The following is a 17,972-nucleotide window of genomic DNA, read 5'->3' on the forward strand; positions in this document are numbered from 1 at the left end:
AGACGCGAACCCCGGGCAGGGCCCCGTGAATTCATGACTTGGCGGATAGTTTTTGCAAAATGTCACGGAACCCTCGGATCGTGCCTAAACTCCAAATTGCGCGGCTGGAACATAACCAGCCCACTGGCAGCTGTAGGGGCCAGACCCTGTCCATTGGTATGCACATAAAGAGAACATAGCTATGAAACGGATTCTTCTCGGTACTCTCTTCACCGCTGTATCCCTCAACGCCATGGCTCAGGCGCCGGGCGGCCCGGATTGCGGCTGGGGCAACATGCTGTTCGAAGGTCAGCGTGGCACTCCGGCTCACTTCCTGGCATCCACCACCAACGGCACTTCCGGTAACGCGACCTTCGGCATGACCTCCGGCACCAACGGCTGCTCGACCAACGCGGCACTGACCTACGGTGGCAAGTCCTGGCTGGCCATGAATGGCATGATGAACGAGCTGTCCGAAGACATGGCCAAGGGTCAGGGCGAAGCACTGACGACCTACGCCGTGGTACTGGGCGTGGCGCCGGAAGACCGTGCGCATTTCTCTGCCGTCACTCACGAGCACTTCCAGCAGATCTTCAGCAAGGCTGACGTGACCGCAGAAGACGTGCATACCAACACCCTGACCGTACTGAAAAGCGATCCTCGCCTGGCCAAGTACGCGACTCAAGCTTAAGCTCGGTACCGCTCGCTCCTCTCGGGGAGCGGGTTTTTCTTTTTGGGGCCCCTTTCGGTCTTTATTTTCGACTTTCCAAGTAGCCGACTATGCTCAAACGCCTTGCCTGGCTGGCGCTCTGTGTGTGCGCCCCGCTGTCCGCCGCGCCTCATATCGACCCTCAACGTTTGCAGCAACTGGCCAATGACCGCTTCTGGATCTCCCTGGGCCACTACGAAACCGCCAAGCTTGGCGGCTGGCGCAGCTACGTCAGCGACAAGAAATTTTTCCTCGCGCCCGACGGCAATGAACATCCCGACCGTGAGCTGACCGCCACCCTCCAAGCCCTGTACGGCCCGGCCAGCGCTGGTCAGCAGCACGCCCAGTGCGTGTTCCCGGCGCGAACGCGCTGGCTCAAGGCGCAGCTCAAGCTGACGGACCTGCCGGCCATCGATTGCAGCGAGTTCACCCAGTGGTTCAAGGACGTGTCGCCCCACAGCGCGGTGATGATTTTCCCCGCTGCGTACCTGAACAGCCCTTCGTCGATGTTCGGCCATACCCTGTTGCGCATCGACCAGGCTGATGTGCAAAGCGACAAGACCGCCCTGCTCAGCTATGCGATCAATTTCGGTGCCTACATCGAAGGCTCGGATAACAGCATCCTCTATGCCTGGAAAGGCCTGATGGGCGGCTATCCCGGCCTGTTCGCCCTGGTGCCGTACCAGGAAAAACTCTCCGAGTACCGTAGCCTGGAGAACCGCGACCTGTGGGAATACCGCCTCAACCTGAGCCAGGCGGAAACCGAGCGCATGGTCGAGCACGTCTGGGAACTCAAGCAGATTCAGTTCGACTATTTTTTCTTCGATGAAAACTGTTCCTATCGCCTGCTCGAATTGCTCCAAGTGGCCCGCCCCAGCCTGCGCCTGACCGAACAATTCCCGTTGACGGCGATTCCCACCGACACCGTCAAGGCCGTGAAAGAAGCCGGGCTGGTGGAGAGCATCGAGTATCGGCCATCCCGGGAACGGGAACTGCTCAGTCGGGCGGAACCGCTCAGCGATGACGAACAACAATGGGTGCTGAAGGTCAGCGCCGACCAGCAGCAACTCCAAGCCCCCGACTTCAAGGCGCTGCCACGGGCGCGCCAGGCGCTGATCATCGATGCGGCCTATCGCCTGGAACGCTATCGGGCCAACGGCCAGGAACGCGACCCGCAACGGGCCCAGCGCAGCTTCGAGCTGTTGCGGGCGATCAACCAGAACCCCGCGCCGGAACTCGACATCCCGCAACCGGGCCTGCCCGAGGATGGCCATGAGTCGCGCACCTGGCAAGCTGGCCTCGGCACCCGGGGCGACCGGGCGTTCGGCGAGTATGGCTTGCGCATGGCCTATCACGACCTCAACGACAACGCCGAGAGCTTCCCCCTGGGGGCGCAGATCGAAATCCTGCAACTGAAGCTGCGCCAGTACGAAGGCAATGACTGGCAGCTTCAGCAATTGGACCTGGCGACCATTCGCTCCCTGACCCCGCGCAACGAGCTGCTGCAACCGCTGTCCTGGCAGGTCACCGGTGGCCTGGAGCGGGTGCCGGGCAAACACGATGATGAAACCTTGGTCAGCCACGTCAATGGCGGCGCCGGTGGTACCTGGGCGCTGGGCGAAGAGGTCCTGGGCTTTGCCCTGGGCACGGTGCGGGTCGAGCACAACAACGACTTCGCCCAGTTCATCGCCCCGGCCGCCGGTTTCAACAGCGGCGTGCTGTGGAAGAATCCGCTGGGCAACCTGAGCCTGGAAGCCAAGGGCGATTACTTCGTCAACGGCGAGGTGCGCCGTAGCCTGAGCCTGAATCAACAGTGGGAATTGTCCCGCAACCTCGGCCTGCGCTTGAGTGCCCAGCGAGAATTCAGCCACCTGGCTTCGCCGGAGAACGAGGTGATGCTCGAGGTGAAGTGGTATCACTATTGACCGAGACCGCTCTGCACGCGCCCAGAGACAAACGGATTAATCACAGGGCTTTCACATCGGCCTGACGAATCCGCTTCTAGACTTCTCGTATAAGCGGATACGGCAGGAAGGCTCAAATGAGGCGCGCGGCAGTGGTACTGGGTGTGTTGATGTTGCTCGGCGGCTGTGAAACCACTCATGAAGACCTGATCGCCCGAGGTTATCCACCGGCGTTCGCCGACGGCTACGACGACGGTTGCAGCAGTGGTCGGCAAGCGGCGGGGGTGATCACTGGCCAGTTCAGGAAAGACGTGCCGCGTTATCTCAAGGATCCGCGCTACGCAGAAGGCTGGAGCGATGGTTTCCGGCAGTGCCAGGCGATGCGCGAAAGCGAGGAGCGCAATGCCTACCGCGATCGTCATTGGGATGACCACGAACGTGCCTGGCAACAAGAAAAGGATCGGGACGCCGGCCGGGCTTATCGCTCGCCGTGAGTCGCGTACAGACATCCGTCGAAACCAAAAGCCTGCAACCATGGCCCAAGCTCCAATAGAGGAGAACACCATGAGCCGCGCTTTCGTCAACGAAGACAACGCCGCTGCCCAGGCCGATCAGCCGGTCGAACGCCAGGTCAGTGCGCAACCCAATTACGTCACGCCCACCGGGTTCGCCCAGTTGCAGGCCCGGGTCACCGAGCTGCAGGCGTTGCACAGCCAACAGGCGGCCAGGAAGGATCAGGCAGACAAGCAGCGCATCGCCGACATCGAACGAGACCTGCGCTATTTCAACCAACGCTTGCAAAGCGCGCAGGTCGTCGCGCCGACGTCAGCGGATCAAGTGCGGATCGGGCATTGGGTGACGTTTGTCGATGAGCACGATCACGAGCAGCGAGTGCAATTGGTGGGTGAAGATCAGGCCGATGCGGCCACTGGACTGATCAACTGGGGCTCGCCGCTGGGGCGGGCATTGCTGGGGGCGAAAGTTGGGGATGAGGTGATCTGGACGCGACCGATGGGGAGTCTCGCCATTGAAGTCATGGCGATAACGCTTGATTAACGGACTGAGCAGCCCGCTCCCACACTGGATCGACGGTAGTCCGCGATTTCCAGCCAGCCAATCCCCCTGTGGGAGCGAGCTTGCTCGCGATGAGGCCGTCACATCCAACATCATTGCAAGCTGATCCAACGCCTTCGCGGGCAAGCCCGCTCCCACACTGAATTGCGCCATGAAAAACGGAGCCCGAAGGCTCCGTTTTTTCATGCAACCAACCGACTCAAGCCAGTTTCTTGTGCCGTACGCGGTGCGGCTGGGCAGCCGCTTCGCCGAGGCGTTTCTTGCGGTCGGCTTCGTACTCGGTGTAGTTGCCTTCGAAGAACACCGCTTGCGAATCGTCTTCATACGCCAGGATGTGCGTCGCCACACGGTCGAGGAACCACCGATCGTGGGAGATCACAATGGCGGCACCCGGGAAGTCCAGCAAGGCCTCTTCCAGGGAACGCAGGGTTTCGACGTCGAGGTCGTTGGACGGTTCGTCGAGCAGCAGGACGTTGCCGCCCTCCTTCAAGGTCAACGCCAGGTGCAAGCGACCGCGCTCACCACCGGACAGGTCCTTGACGAATTTCTGCTGGTCGCCGCCCTTGAAGTTGAAACGGCCCACGTAAGTGCGCGACGGGATTTCATAGTTGCCGATGCGGATCTGGTCGGAACCGTCGGAGATCTGCTGGAACACAGTCTTGCTGCCGTCCAGGTCTTCGCGGCTCTGGTCGACGCAAGCCAGTTGCACGGTTTCACCGACTTCGATGCTGCCCGAATCCGGCGTTTCCTTGCCCATCAACATGCGGAACAACGTGGATTTACCCGCACCGTTACCGCCGATCACACCAACGATGGCCCCTTTGGGCATGGAGAACGACAGGTTGTCGATCAGCACGCGGTCGCCATAGCCCTTGGTGACGTTCTTGAACTCGATGACCTTGTCACCCAGGCGCGGACCGGCCGGGATGTAGATCTCGTTGGTTTCGCTGCGTTTCTGGAATTCCTGGGACTGCATTTCCTCGAAGCGCTGCAAACGTGCCTTGGATTTGGACTGGCGAGCCTTGGCGCCTTTGCGCACCCACTCCAGTTCTTCCTTCATGGCTTTTTCGTGGGCCGACTGCTGCTTGGATTCCTGGGCCAGACGATCGGACTTGGCTTCCAGCCAGCCCGAATAGTTGCCCTCGTACGGAATACCCGCGCCACGGTCCAGTTCGAGGATCCAGCCGGCGACGTTGTCGAGGAAGTAACGGTCGTGCGTGATCGCGACCACAGTGCCCGGGAAATCGTGCAGGAAGTGCTCCAGCCAGGCGACGGAATCGGCGTCCAAGTGGTTGGTCGGTTCGTCGAGCAGCAACATGTCCGGGGCAGACAGCAGCAACCGGCACAGGGCCACGCGGCGTTTTTCACCGCCGGACAGGTGTTCGACCTTCGCGTCCCAGGCGGGCAGGCGCAACGCATCGGCGGCGACTTCCAGCTGGCGGTCCAGGTTATGGCCATCACTGGCCTGCAGGATCGCTTCAAGCTTGGCCTGCTCGGCGGCCAGCTTGTCGAAATCGGCATCCGGCTCGGCGTAGGCGGCGTAGACCTCGTCCAGGCGCGCCTGGGCGTCCTTGATCACGCTGACCGCTTCCTCGACCACTTCACGCACGGTCTTGGTCGGGTCCAGCTGCGGCTCTTGGGGCAGGTAGCCGATGTTCAGGTCTGGCATCGGACGGGCTTCGCCGTCGAATTCGTTATCGACGCCGGCCATGATTTTCAGCAGCGTGGACTTACCCGAGCCGTTAAGGCCCAGTACGCCGATCTTGGCGCCGGGGAAGAACGAGAGTGAAATATTTTTCAGGATTTCCCGCTTCGGCGGAACAACTTTGCTCAGCCGATGCATGGTGAAGACGTATTGAGCCATGGTGAACCTAGCGTCAGTGACAGGTGAAAAGAACGAGCCAGGCCATGCGCGGCGCGGGCACTTGATAGTCATCAATGCCTGCGGGCAGTTAAAGCCTGGGGATCTGGAGCCGGAGCGCTCTTGTTTGACCGGCAAAGCTACCTCAACCGTCGGTCAAGGTCCAGCCGCCAAGGGCTGGCACTTTGCCACAACTCAAGGCATGCTAGCCGCCCTTCGGGCGTCCGGCTTATAGTGCACGTCGCGCCAGTCCAGCAAACTGCAGGATTCCAGCTTGTCCAAAGTCACGCCGTCCCTGTCCCCACGAGCACCGACTGGTGTGCCCAGCGCCCCCCTGCGCGGGACATTGAAGAGCGCGCTGGCCACGCTGGTGCTGGTGTTGCTCGGATTGCTCTTCTGGCAGTTGCTCGACCAACTGCGCGAAACCCAGCAGCAACAGCGCCAATACACCATCGAATACACCGCCGACCTGGCCGCGCAAGTCAGCCTTAACATGGCCCTGAACGCGCAAATCGCCCTCAATTTGCTACCGATCGTCGAACAACCGCAAACGACCGACGAACAGCAGGCCCTCTTGCGCAAACTCCAGCAATCGTTGCCCGAGCTGCGCAGCCTGGTCTTGCTGAGCCCGTCCGGCAAAGTGCTCAGCGACAGCGCAGCCGACAGCCAGGACGCCGACTACCTGAGCGAACTGGTGCGCCGCAGTCGTGCCCAGGCGCACTATTTCAGCAATGCCAAAGACGGCTCCGTGGTGCATCTGCTGTTGCACCAGGCCACTGGCAGCACCCGCGGTTACTGGGCCCTGCGCCTGTCTCCAAGCTTTTTCTCGACCCTGACCAAACAGGCCGATGTGGGCTTGCGCCCGTTGTGGCTGGTGGAGAACCGTCTTGACCAGCAGATCATCAGTCGCGATGAAGGCCTGACCTCGGCTCGCCCTGCCTACCTATCGCCGGATGACCTGAGCAACACCGTGCTGACCGTGCCCTTGAGCAGCAGTGACTGGCAACTGCGCGGGCTGTTCGACCAACGCCAGGTGATCGAGCAACTGCTACCGGCCTTCATCGGCAAGTGCCTGCTGGGCCTGGCATTTTCAATGCTGCCGGTGCTCGCGTTACTGAATACGCGCCGACGCCAGCGCCAGTTGCACGAAGGTCGTCGTCGCTACCAGGATATTTTCGAAGGCACCGGCGTGGCCCTGTGTGTGCTTGACCTGTCTGGGCTCAAGGCCTTTTTTGACAGGGCCGGCCTGCACAACGGCGATCAATTGCGAGCCTGGGTGGAACGTCCGCACCAGTTCGAGCAGCTGCGCCAGGAAGTGCAGGTCACCGAAGTCAATCAGATGGCGCTGAAGCTGCTCAACGTCGATTCCTGCGAAGAAGCCTGGCAATTGTTGGTCGGCAAAGGACCGCAGGACAACAACCCCATCGGCTCGAAACTGCTCGAAGCGCTGCTCGACCCGCACAAACAGCTGGAACTGGAGATCAAGCTCCAGGATGCCCATGGCCGCGATCAACACCTCTGGCTGGTACTGCGCCTGCCGGAAAAGCAGCAAGACTATAACGCCGTCATCCTGAGCATCAGCGACATCACCAGCCGCAAGCTGATCGAGCTCTCGCTGCTTGAACGCGAAGGTTTCTGGTCCGACGTGGTGCGCACCGTGCCGGATCATCTCTACGTGCAGGACGTCATCAGCCAGCGGATGATCTTCAGCAACCATCACCTGGGCCAGACCCTGGGGTACGACCGTACCGAACTGCACCAGATGGGCGAGTACTTCTGGGAAATCCTGCTACACAGCGAAGATGCCGAGCACTACCACAACCTGCGCCAGGAACAACGGCGCGGCGGGTATACACAACTGCTGCAATGTCAGCTGCGCTTTCGCCATCGCAACGGCAAATGGCGGTGTTTCGACATTCGCGAACAGGCACTGGCCCGGGACCGGCACAACCAGGTGACACGGATCATCGGCGTGGCCAAGGACGTCACCGAGCAGATCGAGGCCAGCGAATCGCTGCGCGACAGCGAGCAACGCTACCGAATGCTCGCCGAAAGCATCAGCGACGTGATTTTCTCCACCGACAACAAACTCTCGCTCAACTACGTCAGCCCCTCGGTACAAGCGGTGCTGGGCTACAACGCCGATTGGATCTTCCAAAACGGCTGGCAATCAATCATTGCCAATCCGCAACAGTTGACCGGCATCTACACCTTGATGGACCGCGTCAGCAAGGCTCTCGACATTCCCGAGCAACTGGCCGAACTGCGCAACCAGCTACAAACCCAGCTGTTCCTGTTCGACTGCCTGCGTGCCGACGGGCGCAAGATCCCCATCGAGTTGCGGCTGGTGCTGGTGTGGGATGACAACGGTGGATTCGAAGGCGTGCTCGGCGTCGGCCGCGACATCAGCCAGCAGCGGCGCGCCGAAAAAGACCTGCGCATGGCCGCCACGGTGTTCGAGCACTCGACCTCGGCGATTCTGATCACCGACCCGGCTGGCTATATCGTCCAGGCCAACGAAGCCTTCAGCCGCGTCAGTGGTTATGCGGTGTCGCAAGTGCTGGACCAGTTGCCCAACATGCTGACCGTGGACGACCAGCAGGAAGCTCACTTGCGCTACGTGCTCAAGCAGTTGCAACAGCACAGCACCTGGGAGGGCGAGGTCTGGCTCAAGCGCCGCAATGGCGAACACTATCCGGCCTGGGTCGGCATCACGGCGGTACTGGACGATGAAGGCGATCTGGCCAGCTACGTGTGCTTCTTCAGCGACATCAGCGAACGCAAGGCCAGCGAGCAGCGTATCCATCGCCTGGCCTACTACGACGCCCTGACCCACCTGCCCAACCGCACGCTGTTCCAGGATCGCCTGCACACTGCCTTGCAATCGGCCGAAAGGCAGAAGACCTGGGTGGTGCTGATGTTCCTCGACCTGGACCGTTTCAAGCCGATCAACGACTCCCTGGGCCACGCCGCTGGCGACCGGATGCTCAAGGAAATGGCCACGCGGCTGCTCGGCTGCGTGGCCGACGACGACACCGTGGCACGCATGGGCGGCGACGAGTTCACCCTGCTGCTGCAACCTCGGGCCAGCCGGGAAATGGCGCTGAACCGGGCGATTACCGTGGCCGAGCAAATCCTCGCCAGCCTGGTCCGGCCATTCGTGCTCGAAGGCCGGGAGTTCTTCGTCACCGCCAGTATCGGTATCGCCCTGAGCCCCCAGGACGGCAACGAGCTGAGCCAACTGATGAAAAACGCCGACACGGCCATGTATCACGCCAAGGAACGCGGCAAGAACAACTTCCAGTTCTATCAAGCCGACATGAACGCCAGCGCCCTGGAGCGGCTGGAACTGGAAAGCGACCTGCGCCATGCCCTGGAACAGAACGAGTTCGTGTTGTATTACCAACCGCAGTTCAGCGGCGATGGCAAACGTTTGACCGGCGCCGAGGCCCTGTTGCGCTGGCGTCATCCACGCCGTGGGCTGGTGCCGCCGGGGGATTTCATCCCGGTGCTCGAGGAACTCGGGCTGGTGGTGGACGTCGGCGATTGGGTCATCACCGAGGCCTGCCGGCAACTCAGGACTTGGCACCAGGCCAAGGTCCGGGTGCCGAAGGTCTCGGTCAACATTTCGGCCCGGCAGTTCTCCGACGGCCAACTCGGCACGCGAATCGCCAATATCCTGCGCAGCACTGGCCTGCCACCGGCCTGTCTGGAGCTGGAACTGACTGAAAGTATCCTGATGCGTGAAGTCAGCGAAGCGATGCAGATCCTGGACGGCCTGAAAAACCTGGGCCTGAGCATCGCGGTGGATGACTTCGGCACCGGCTATTCGTCGCTCAACTACCTCAAGCAGTTTCCCATCGACGTGCTGAAGATCGACCGTACCTTTGTCGATGGCCTGCCGTCAGGCGAACAGGATGCCCAGATCGCCCGGGCGATCATCGCCATGGCCCACAGCCTCAACCTGGCGGTGATTGCCGAAGGTGTCGAGACCCACGAACAACTGGAATTCTTGCGCGAGCACGGTTGCGACGAAGTCCAAGGCTACCTGTTCGGCCGCCCAATGCCGGCCACCCGGTTCGAAGCGCAGTTCAGCAATGATGCGTTGTTCATGCTCGACTGAGGTTCTTCGGTGCCTGCTGTGGCCTCATCGCGAGCAAGCTCGCTCCCACATTTGGACCTGTGTCCCCATAACCCTGTGGGAGCGAGCTTGCTCGCGATGGGGCCCGCCAAGGCAACGCAGAATGGCGCGTGAAACCCATTCGTCCGCGACATGACGTCCTTTCATATGCCTTCCAAAACCGGTTGGGTTAGAATGCCCCCCTTTTCTGCCCCCGATCCTTGAGGACCGCCATGTTCAGCCGTGATTTGACTATTGCCAAGTACGACGCCGATCTCTTTGCCGCCATGGAGCAAGAAGCTCAGCGCCAGGAAGAGCACATTGAGCTGATCGCTTCGGAAAACTACACCAGCCCCGCGGTGATGGAAGCTCAAGGCTCGGTACTGACCAACAAGTACGCCGAAGGTTATCCGGGCAAGCGCTACTACGGTGGTTGCGAGTTCGTCGACGTGGTCGAGCAACTGGCCATCGACCGCGCCAAGGAACTGTTCGGTGCCGACTACGCCAACGTCCAGCCCCACGCCGGTTCCCAGGCCAACGCTGCCGTGTACCTGGCGCTGCTGTCGGCCGGTGACACCATCCTGGGCATGAGCCTGGCCCACGGCGGTCACCTGACCCACGGCGCCAGTGTTTCGTCCTCGGGCAAGCTGTACAACGCCATCCAGTACGGCATCGACGGCAACGGCCTGATCGACTACGACGAAGTCGAGCGCCTGGCCCTCGAGCACAAGCCGAAAATGATCGTGGCCGGCTTCTCGGCCTACTCGCAGATCCTCGACTTCCCACGCTTCCGCGCAATCGCCGACAAGGTCGGTGCCTACCTGTTCGTGGACATGGCTCACGTGGCGGGCCTGGTCGCCGCTGGCGTCTACCCGAACCCGGTGCCGTTCGCCGACGTGGTCACCACCACGACCCACAAGACCCTGCGCGGTCCACGTGGCGGCCTGATCCTGGCTCGCGCCAACGCCGACATCGAGAAGAAGCTGAACTCCGCCGTCTTCCCGGGCGCCCAGGGCGGTCCACTGGAACACGTGATCGCCGCCAAGGCGATCTGCTTCAAGGAAGCGCTGCAACCTGAATTCAAGGCTTATCAGCAGCAAGTGGTAAAGAACGCCAAGGCCATGGCCGGCGTGTTCATCGAGCGCGGCTTCGACGTCGTGTCGGGCGGCACCGAGAACCACCTGTTCCTGTTGTCCCTGATCAAGCAGGACATCTCCGGCAAAGACGCTGACGCGGCCCTGGGCAAGGCGTTCATCACCGTGAACAAGAACTCGGTGCCAAACGATCCTCGCTCCCCGTTCGTCACCTCCGGCCTGCGCTTCGGCACCCCGGCCGTGACTACCCGCGGTTTCAAGGAAGCCGAGTGCAAGGAACTGGCCGGCTGGATCTGCGACATCCTGGCAGACCTGAACAACGAAGCGGTGATCGACGCCGTTCGTGAGAAGGTCAAGACCATCTGCAAGAAGCTGCCGGTATACGGCGCTTAATCAGTCTTTCAGACCGCAGTAAAAAGGCCCGCCTCTTTCGAGGCGGGCCTTTTTTATTGACCTTTAAATAGGTCACGGCAACTAGCAGCCGCTTTTTAACATTCAACAATTGTCACCGCACTTAACTTCCCGCAATACAAACAACACCAACAGCGATCAACAAACCAATAAGATCCGCCTCGCTCCACGTCGAACTTCACCGCTCACTACAGGATTCAATCATCACATGGACAGTGAAAAATCTTTTCATGCAACACTTCGCATGTTTGACGCCCACGTAAATTTACTGGAAACGCTGCATGGTAAACCCGCGATGGCAACCGTCAGTTCATTCAGCGGTGGATTCTTTACCGGCAAACCGCAAACCCATGATCACTCACACCTGCTGGGCATGCGCGCCGGAGCCCAGGGCGTGGCCCCTACCCCATTGTTGCTGCATTTCCGGCCTACGCCCACTGGCTACATCCTGACCCTGAAAAACCCCGGGGAACACTACAACAAACTGATGAGCAAGAGCTGGCTTGAAGTGCTTGGCGCAGAAAATTCAAACACAGCCAATCCGACGCGTTTCATCTTTATCGATCATCAACACAAGATCATCACCCGAAAAAACATCAACGCCCAGCACACCCCCATCTCGCTCATGACCGCGACTGATAAATATGTCGGCGGATTAAGAGTGCGTGGCTCGCCTTACATCTATCTTGCCGAGACCGAAGAAAGATCAAAAATAACTTTTATCTTGAGCCTGCACGAAAGCATGTAGATTTCGAAAAAAACATATCACCAGACAGCGCTTGTGGCGAAGGATAATCTCTCGCCACAAGGTTCTACGGTGGACGGCTTCTTCAACAACTCAACTTGGGCAAGTGGACAGCCGCAGGGCACCGGACGTCAAAGCAGGATGGCTTCGAAGCCTGCGCGGATTTTTTCTTCGGGCAGTTCGTCGGCGATGAACACGATCACGCTTTCCCGGGCTTCATCCGAGGCCCATTCGGTGTCCCAATCGAAACCGTACAGCTTGAGTACACCCTGGAACACCAACCGCCGGGATTCGCCTGCGATGTTCAGCACGCCCTTGTAGCGCAGCAGCTGCTTGCCATGCTCTTCCAGCAACTGGTTCATGAACTCGCTGAGTTTTTCGATATCCAGCGGTTTGTCGGTGCGCAGCACGAGGCTGCTGATCCGATCGCCCGTAGTGGCCTTGCCGACCGGCCGCAGGCTGAACCCTGCGCCCAGGTCCGCATTGAGATTGAACCCTCGGATGTCGAGCAGTTCGGCCAGATCGATCTTGCCGTGTTCAACCACCCTGATGGGCGCCCGCCGGTTGATGCGCGCCAGACGCTCGCCAAGGGCTTGGACCTGGGCAGCGTCCACCAGATCGGTTTTGCTCAAGAGCAGGCGGTCGGCAAATCCGACCTGGGCCTGGGCGATGGCCTGGGTCAGGTGGACATCGGCGTGAGCAGCGTCTACCAGGGTCAGAATCCCATCGAGGATGTAGCGCTCGCGCAGGTCCTCGTCGATGAAGAACGTCTGCGCCACCGGGGCCGGGTCAGCCAGGCCGGTGCACTCGATCACCAAGCGGTCGAAGGCGATCTCGCCGCTGTCCAGCCGTTCAAGCAGCAGGTACAGGGCTTTGGTCAGGTCGGTGTGGATGGTGCAGCACACGCAGCCATTGGCCAGGGTCATGACTTGCACCGGCTCGTCGCCCAGCAATTGGGTGTCGATACCGGCATCACTGAATTCGTTCTCGATCACGGCGATTTTCAGGCCGTGCTCGGCCTTGAGCAGGTGACGCAACAGCGTGGTCTTGCCAGCGCCGAGGAAGCCGCTGAGGATGGTGACCGGGATGGGAGAGGACAAACTGAATCTCCTTGATGCCTGAAAGGAAAACGGTTTTGTGGGAGCGAGCTTGCTCGCGAAGGCGGTGGATCAGTTGACATCGATGCTACTGACCCGACGCCATCGCGAGCAAGCTCGCTCCCACAAGGGGATCTGTGGTAGCCCGCAAATGTTGAAACCACCCCAAAACAACTGTGGGAGCGGGCTTACTCGCGAAGGCGGTGTGTCAGTTGACATCGATGCTACTGACCCGACGCCATCGCGAGCAAGCTCGCTCCCACAAGGGGATCTGTGGCAGCACGCAAATGTTGAAATCACCCCAAAACAACTGTGGGAGCGGGCTTGCTCGCGAAGGCGGTGTGTCAGCCACATCAATGGCGACTGACCCGACGCCATCGCGAGCAAGCTCGCTCCCACAAGGGGATCTGTGGCAGCACGCAGATGTTGAAACCACCCTAAAACAACTGTGGGAGCGGGCTTGCTCGCGAAGGCGGAGTGTCAGCCACATCAATGGCGACTGACCCGACGCCTTCGCGAGCAAGCCCGCTCCCACGGGGGTTACTTCAACCCAAGCGGTGTTTCAACAACACTTGGGCCCACCCTTGCCACCGTAGCGGGCCTCCTGGCGTTCGCGGAAGAACGCCTCGTAGTCCATCAACGGTTTGTCCGGGTGTTTGGTTTGCATGTGCTCGACGTAGTTGTCGTAGTCGGGCATGCCGACCATCAGGCGCGCGGCCTGACCGAGGTATTTACCGAGGCGACCCAGGTCATTGAACATCGTTGCAATCCTCTATCAAGCGTCCGGCACGGCCTGGAATGGCGCTTCTTTATCCGTACGTTCCTTGGTGCCCCAGGCAGCAATGCCGACCTTGAGCGCGTAGAACAGGATGCTGAATACCACGAACAGGAACAATACCGTCAGCGTGGCGTTGGTGTAGGCGTTGAACACCACGTGCTGCATCTGCTCGATGCTCTTGGCCGGGGCCAGGATCTGGCCGGCGGCCAGGGCATCGTTGTATTTGCGCGCCAGGGCCAGGAAGCCAATCGCCGGGTTAGCGTCGAACAGCTTGATCAGGCCCGCCGTGGTGGTGCAGATCAACAGCCAGACCGCCGGCAGCATGGTCACCCAGACGTAGCGCTGGCGCTTCATCTTGATCAGCACCACGGTGGCGAGCATCAGGGCAATACCGGCCAGCATCTGGTTGGAGATGCCGAACAGCGGCCACAAGGTGTTGATGCCGCCCAGCGGATCGATCACGCCCTGGTACAGCAGGTAACCCCACAGCGCCACGCAACCGGCGGTGGCGATCAGGTTGGCGGTCCAGGATTCGGTGCGCTTGAGCGAAGGCACGAACGAGCCCAGCAAGTCCTGCAGCATGAACCGTCCGGCACGGGTACCGGCGTCCACCGCCGTGAGGATGAACAACGCTTCGAACAGAATCGCGAAGTGGTACCAGAACGCCATGGTGTTCTCACCCGGCAGCACCGAGTGCAGGATCTGCGCGATACCGACCGCCAGGGTCGGCGCACCGCCGGCACGGGCCAGGACGGTGGTTTCGCCGATGTCCTTGGCCACCGCTTGCAGCGCCTCGGGGGTGATTGCAAAACCCCAGCTGCTGACGGTTTGCGCCACGGCCACCACGTCACCTCCGACGATCGCCGCCGGGCTGTTCATGGCGAAGTACACGCCTGGCTCGATCACCGACGCGGCGACCATGGCCATGATCGCCACGAACGACTCCATCAGCATGCCGCCGTAACCGATGTAGCGGGCGTTGACTTCGTTATCCAGCAGCTTGGGCGTGGTGCCCGAGGAGATCAGCGCATGGAACCCCGAGACCGCGCCGCAGGCGATGGTGATGAACAGGAACGGGAACAGCCCGCCCTTCCACACCGGACCGGTGCCGTCGGTGAACTGGGTCAGCGCCGGCATTTTCAGCTCGGGCATGGTGACCAGGATGCCGATGGCCAGGGCGACGATGGTGCCGATTTTCAGGAACGTCGACAGGTAGTCCCGCGGGGCCAGGATCAGCCACACCGGCAGCACCGCCGCGACAAAACCATAGCCGATCAACATCCAGGTGATCTGGATCCCGGTGAAGGAGAAGGCCTTGGCCCAGACCGGGTCGGCGGCGATCTGCCCGCCCAGCCAGATCGAGCCCAGCAGCAACAGCACGCCGATGAGCGAGATTTCACCGATGCGGCCCGGGCGGATGTAGCGCATGTAGATGCCCATGAACATCGCGATCGGGATGGTCGCCATCACCGTGAAGATCCCCCACGGGCTCTCGGCCAGGGCCTTGACCACGATCAGCGCCAGCACCGCGAGGATGATGATCATGATCAGGAAGCAACCGAACAGCGCGATGGTGCCGGGGATGCGGCCCATTTCTTCCCGGACCATGTCGCCCAGGGAACGACCGTTACGGCGGGTGGACAGGAACAGGATCATGAAGTCCTGCACCGCACCGGCCAGCACCACGCCGGCAATCAGCCAGAGCGTGCCAGGCAGGTAGCCCATCTGCGCCGCCAGCACCGGCCCGACCAGCGGCCCCGCACCGGCAATGGCCGCGAAGTGGTGACCGAAGAGAATGTGTTTGTTGGTCGGGACGTAGTCCAGGCCATCGTTGTTGAGCACGGCGGGGGTGGCCCGGCGCGCATCGAGTTGCATCACGTTGTTGGCGATGAAGAGGCTGTAGTAGCGGTAAGCGACCAGGTAGATGGCCACGGCGGCGACGACGATCCACAAGGCATTGATCGCCTCGCCTCGACGCAATGCCACGACGCCCAGGGCGCAGGCTCCTACAACGGCCAGCAGTAGCCAGGGTAGATGGCGCAGCAGGCTATTATTGTTTTTCATTTTTATATTCCAGCCAGGGTGGACAAGAAAGAGTGCCATCGGAGTTTAGCGCTAACCCGGGTAAAGGCCATACCTGACATTCGTCTGCCACCGGCCGAACGGTGTCGATGACCGGCCAGTAGGGTCTATAGTCATTAAATCTTCAGAGGGAAAGCGTAATGAGCGAACGCCGCCGCTTCGTACGAATAGAGTTCCATGCCAAGACCGAGCTGACCCAGGGCCCATTCACCTGGCCGGTGAAACTGCTGGACCTGTCCCTTAAGGGCCTGCTGATCGAAAAACCCCAGCCCTGGCTGGGCAACGCCGAAAAAACCTTCATGGCCGACATTCACCTGAGCAATGAGGTCGAGGTGAAGATGGAAGTCAGGCTCACCCACGACGATCACGGCCACCTGGGCTTTGTCTGCGAGCACATCGACCTGGACTCCATCGCACACTTGCGCCGACTGGTGGAGCTGAACCTGGCCGATCATGACGAACTGGAGCGGGAATTCGCGGCGTTGATCCAGGTTTGAACCAGCCTGCGCGCTCTTTGTGGCGAGGGGATTTATCCCCGCTGGGCTGCGCAGCAGCCCCCGAAAAGCGACGCCAATCTACCTGACACAACGAGTTGTCAGATTCAGGGCTGCTTCGCAGCCCAGCGGGGATAAATCCCCTCGCCACAGATAAATCCCCTCGCCACAGATAAATCCCCTCGTCACAGATAACTCCACTCGTCACAAAGGGCCTTGTAAAGCCTTTAGGATTACTCGAACAACGCATCCAACGCCTGTTCCAGGCGTGTCACCGCAATGATCTGCAACCCCGGCGGCGCTTCCTTCGGTGCATTGCCCTTGGGCACGATGGCGCGCTTGAAGCCATGCTTGGCCGCTTCCTTGAGCCGCTCCTGGCCACTGGGCACCGGCCGGACTTCCCCCGACAGCCCCACTTCGCCGAACACCAGCAGATCATGGGGCAGCGGTCGATTGCGCAGGCTGGACATGACCGCCGCCATCAGCGCCAGGTCGGACGCGGTTTCCAGCACCTTGACCCCACCGACCACGTTGAGGAAAACGTCCTGGTCGTGAGTCGGAATCCCACCGTGTCGATGCAGGACCGCCAACAACATGGCCAGCCGATTCTGGTCCAGGCCCAAGGTGACCCGCCGCGGGTTCGCCAGGTGACTGTCATCCACCAGTGCTTGCACTTCCACCAGCATTGGCCGGGTGCCTTCCCAGGTCGCCATGACCACGCTGCCCGGCACTTCTTCCTGGGCACGCGTCAGGAAGATCGCCGAAGGGTTGGAGACTTCTTTCAGGCCTTTGTCGGTCATGCCGAACACACCCAGTTCGTTGACGGCGCCAAAGCGGTTCTTCACGGCCCGCAATAGACGCAGGCGCCCATCGGACTCGCCTTCGAAATACAACACGGTGTCGACCATGTGCTCCAGCACCCGGGGTCCCGCCAGCGCCCCCTCCTTGGTGACGTGGCCCACCAGGAAAATCGCCGTGCCGCTCTGCTTGGCGTAACGCACCAGCAACGCCGCGCTTTCGCGCACCTGGGACACACCGCCCGGGGCCGATTGCAGTTGTTCAGTGAAAATCGTCTGGATCGAATCGATCACCATCACCTTGGGCTTTTCCAGGCGGGCCGTGGCGATGATGGTCTCGATGCAGGTCTCGGTCATGACCCGCAGTTGGTCCTGGGGCAGCCCCAGGCGCCGGGCGCGCATGGCGACTTGCTGCTGGGATTCCTCACCGGTGACGTACAGCGCCGGCATGCGGGTGGCGAGGTTGCACAAGGTTTGCAGGAGGATGGTGGATTTGCCGATGCCCGGGTCCCCGCCGATCAGCACCACCGAACCGTCCACCAGGCCCCCGCCCAGCACGCGGTCGAGTTCGCCGGAGGCGGTGGAAAAGCGCGGGATTTCCTCAACGCTGACTTCGGCCAGGGTCTTGATCTGCGCCTGCTGACCGGCCCAGCCCGTACGGCCGGTAGGCGCCGCCGCGCCGCCGCTTTCCACCATGGTTTCGGTCAGGGTGTTCCAGGCTCCGCACTCGCTGCACTGGCCGGCCCATTTGGGAAAGGTCGAACCGCACTCGGTGCAGCCGTACATGCGCTTTGCCTTGGCCATCTGAACTCCCGGATAAAAACCGC

Annotated in this window: 13 protein-coding genes; 8 read left to right on the forward strand and 5 right to left on the reverse strand. The window is 61.0% G+C overall.

Annotated elements, in window-relative coordinates; genetic code table 11:
* The first annotated feature begins 181 nt into the window (after positions 1-181).
* The 4 genes from CD58_RS24560 to CD58_RS24575 all read left to right on the forward strand — a co-directional run bounded on the left by CD58_RS24560 (position 182) and on the right by CD58_RS24575 (position 3,648).
* Positions 182-670: a DUF3015 domain-containing protein gene (locus tag CD58_RS24560; protein ID WP_025215568.1), complete on the forward strand. Its 489-nt coding sequence runs from the start codon at positions 182-184 to the stop codon at positions 668-670.
* Between the two features lie 89 nt (positions 671-759).
* Complete coding sequence (locus CD58_RS24565) at positions 760-2,613, forward strand: DUF4105 domain-containing protein (RefSeq protein WP_025215569.1); 1,854 nt, start codon at positions 760-762, stop codon at positions 2,611-2,613.
* 116 nt (positions 2,614-2,729) lie between these two features.
* A complete protein-coding gene (locus CD58_RS24570) occupies positions 2,730-3,086 on the forward strand; it encodes a hypothetical protein (RefSeq protein ID WP_025215570.1) in 357 nt (118 codons plus the stop codon).
* Between the two features lie 70 nt (positions 3,087-3,156).
* Positions 3,157-3,648 (forward strand): GreA/GreB family elongation factor, encoded by a 492-nt coding sequence (locus CD58_RS24575; RefSeq protein WP_025215571.1) that lies wholly within the window; start codon positions 3,157-3,159, stop codon positions 3,646-3,648.
* Between the two features lie 217 nt (positions 3,649-3,865).
* On the opposite strand, the gene ettA is transcribed toward CD58_RS24575, so the two are convergent.
* Positions 3,866-5,530, reverse strand: coding sequence for an energy-dependent translational throttle protein EttA (ettA, locus tag CD58_RS24580; RefSeq protein ID WP_025215572.1), 1,665 nt, complete (start codon positions 5,528-5,530; stop codon positions 3,866-3,868).
* A gap of 271 nt (positions 5,531-5,801) precedes the next feature.
* On the opposite strand from ettA, the gene CD58_RS24585 reads away from it, so the two are divergent.
* The 3 genes from CD58_RS24585 (at position 5,802) to CD58_RS24595 (ending at position 11,900) form a co-directional block, all read left to right on the forward strand.
* Entirely contained in the window at positions 5,802-9,650 is a 3,849-nt protein-coding gene (locus CD58_RS24585) for an EAL and GGDEF domain-containing protein (RefSeq protein ID WP_025215573.1), read from the forward strand.
* 230 nt (positions 9,651-9,880) lie between these two features.
* Positions 9,881-11,134 carry a serine hydroxymethyltransferase gene (gene glyA / locus CD58_RS24590; RefSeq protein ID WP_025215574.1) on the forward strand — a complete coding sequence of 418 codons (1,254 nt, stop codon included), beginning with the start codon at positions 9,881-9,883 and terminating at the stop codon, positions 11,132-11,134.
* Between the two features lie 226 nt (positions 11,135-11,360).
* The gene (locus tag CD58_RS24595) at positions 11,361-11,900 is read left to right on the forward strand and encodes a hypothetical protein (RefSeq protein ID WP_025215575.1); all 540 of its coding nucleotides are present in this window, start codon (positions 11,361-11,363) and stop codon (positions 11,898-11,900) included.
* 128 nt (positions 11,901-12,028) lie between these two features.
* On the opposite strand, the gene yjiA is transcribed toward CD58_RS24595, so the two are convergent.
* The 3 genes from yjiA to CD58_RS24610 all read right to left on the reverse strand — a co-directional run bounded on the left by yjiA (position 12,029) and on the right by CD58_RS24610 (position 15,836).
* Entirely contained in the window at positions 12,029-12,997 is a 969-nt protein-coding gene (yjiA, locus tag CD58_RS24600) for a GTPase (RefSeq protein ID WP_025215576.1), read from the reverse strand.
* 559 nt (positions 12,998-13,556) lie between these two features.
* Positions 13,557-13,754: a YbdD/YjiX family protein gene (locus CD58_RS24605; protein ID WP_025215577.1), complete on the reverse strand. Its 198-nt coding sequence runs from the start codon at positions 13,752-13,754 to the stop codon at positions 13,557-13,559.
* Between the two features lie 15 nt (positions 13,755-13,769).
* Entirely contained in the window at positions 13,770-15,836 is a 2,067-nt protein-coding gene (locus CD58_RS24610) for a carbon starvation CstA family protein (protein WP_025215578.1), read from the reverse strand.
* A gap of 158 nt (positions 15,837-15,994) precedes the next feature.
* Between CD58_RS24610 and CD58_RS24615 the strand changes: the two genes are divergently transcribed.
* Positions 15,995-16,351, forward strand: coding sequence for a PilZ domain-containing protein (locus CD58_RS24615; protein ID WP_025215579.1), 357 nt, complete (start codon positions 15,995-15,997; stop codon positions 16,349-16,351).
* Positions 16,352-16,581: 230 nt separating this feature from the next.
* On the opposite strand, the gene radA is transcribed toward CD58_RS24615, so the two are convergent.
* Positions 16,582-17,949 carry a DNA repair protein RadA gene (gene radA, locus CD58_RS24620; protein WP_025215580.1) on the reverse strand — a complete coding sequence of 456 codons (1,368 nt, stop codon included), beginning with the start codon at positions 17,947-17,949 and terminating at the stop codon, positions 16,582-16,584.
* Between the last annotated feature and the right edge of the window lie 23 nt (positions 17,950-17,972).

Source organism: Pseudomonas brassicacearum (assembly GCF_000585995.1).
Taxonomy (GTDB): Bacteria; Pseudomonadota; Gammaproteobacteria; order Pseudomonadales; family Pseudomonadaceae; genus Aquipseudomonas; species Aquipseudomonas brassicacearum_A.

Bases quoted from the DNA above. Each gene is read 5' to 3' on its own strand.
- CD58_RS24595 (WP_025215575.1), top strand. From the start codon at position 11,361: ATGGACAGTGAAAAATCTTTTCATGCAACACTTCGCATGTTTGACGCC.
- radA (WP_025215580.1), bottom strand. From the start codon at position 17,949: ATGGCCAAGGCAAAGCGCATGTACGGCTGCACCGAGTGCGGTTCGACC.
- CD58_RS24565 (WP_025215569.1), top strand. From the start codon at position 760: ATGCTCAAACGCCTTGCCTGGCTGGCGCTCTGTGTGTGCGCCCCGCTG.
- CD58_RS24560 (WP_025215568.1), top strand. From the start codon at position 182: ATGAAACGGATTCTTCTCGGTACTCTCTTCACCGCTGTATCCCTCAAC.
- glyA (WP_025215574.1), top strand. From the start codon at position 9,881: ATGTTCAGCCGTGATTTGACTATTGCCAAGTACGACGCCGATCTCTTT.
- CD58_RS24610 (WP_025215578.1), bottom strand. From the start codon at position 15,836: ATGAAAAACAATAATAGCCTGCTGCGCCATCTACCCTGGCTACTGCTG.
- CD58_RS24570 (WP_025215570.1), top strand. From the start codon at position 2,730: ATGAGGCGCGCGGCAGTGGTACTGGGTGTGTTGATGTTGCTCGGCGGC.
- CD58_RS24605 (WP_025215577.1), bottom strand. From the start codon at position 13,754: ATGTTCAATGACCTGGGTCGCCTCGGTAAATACCTCGGTCAGGCCGCG.
- CD58_RS24575 (WP_025215571.1), top strand. From the start codon at position 3,157: ATGAGCCGCGCTTTCGTCAACGAAGACAACGCCGCTGCCCAGGCCGAT.
- ettA (WP_025215572.1), bottom strand. From the start codon at position 5,530: ATGGCTCAATACGTCTTCACCATGCATCGGCTGAGCAAAGTTGTTCCG.
- CD58_RS24615 (WP_025215579.1), top strand. From the start codon at position 15,995: ATGAGCGAACGCCGCCGCTTCGTACGAATAGAGTTCCATGCCAAGACC.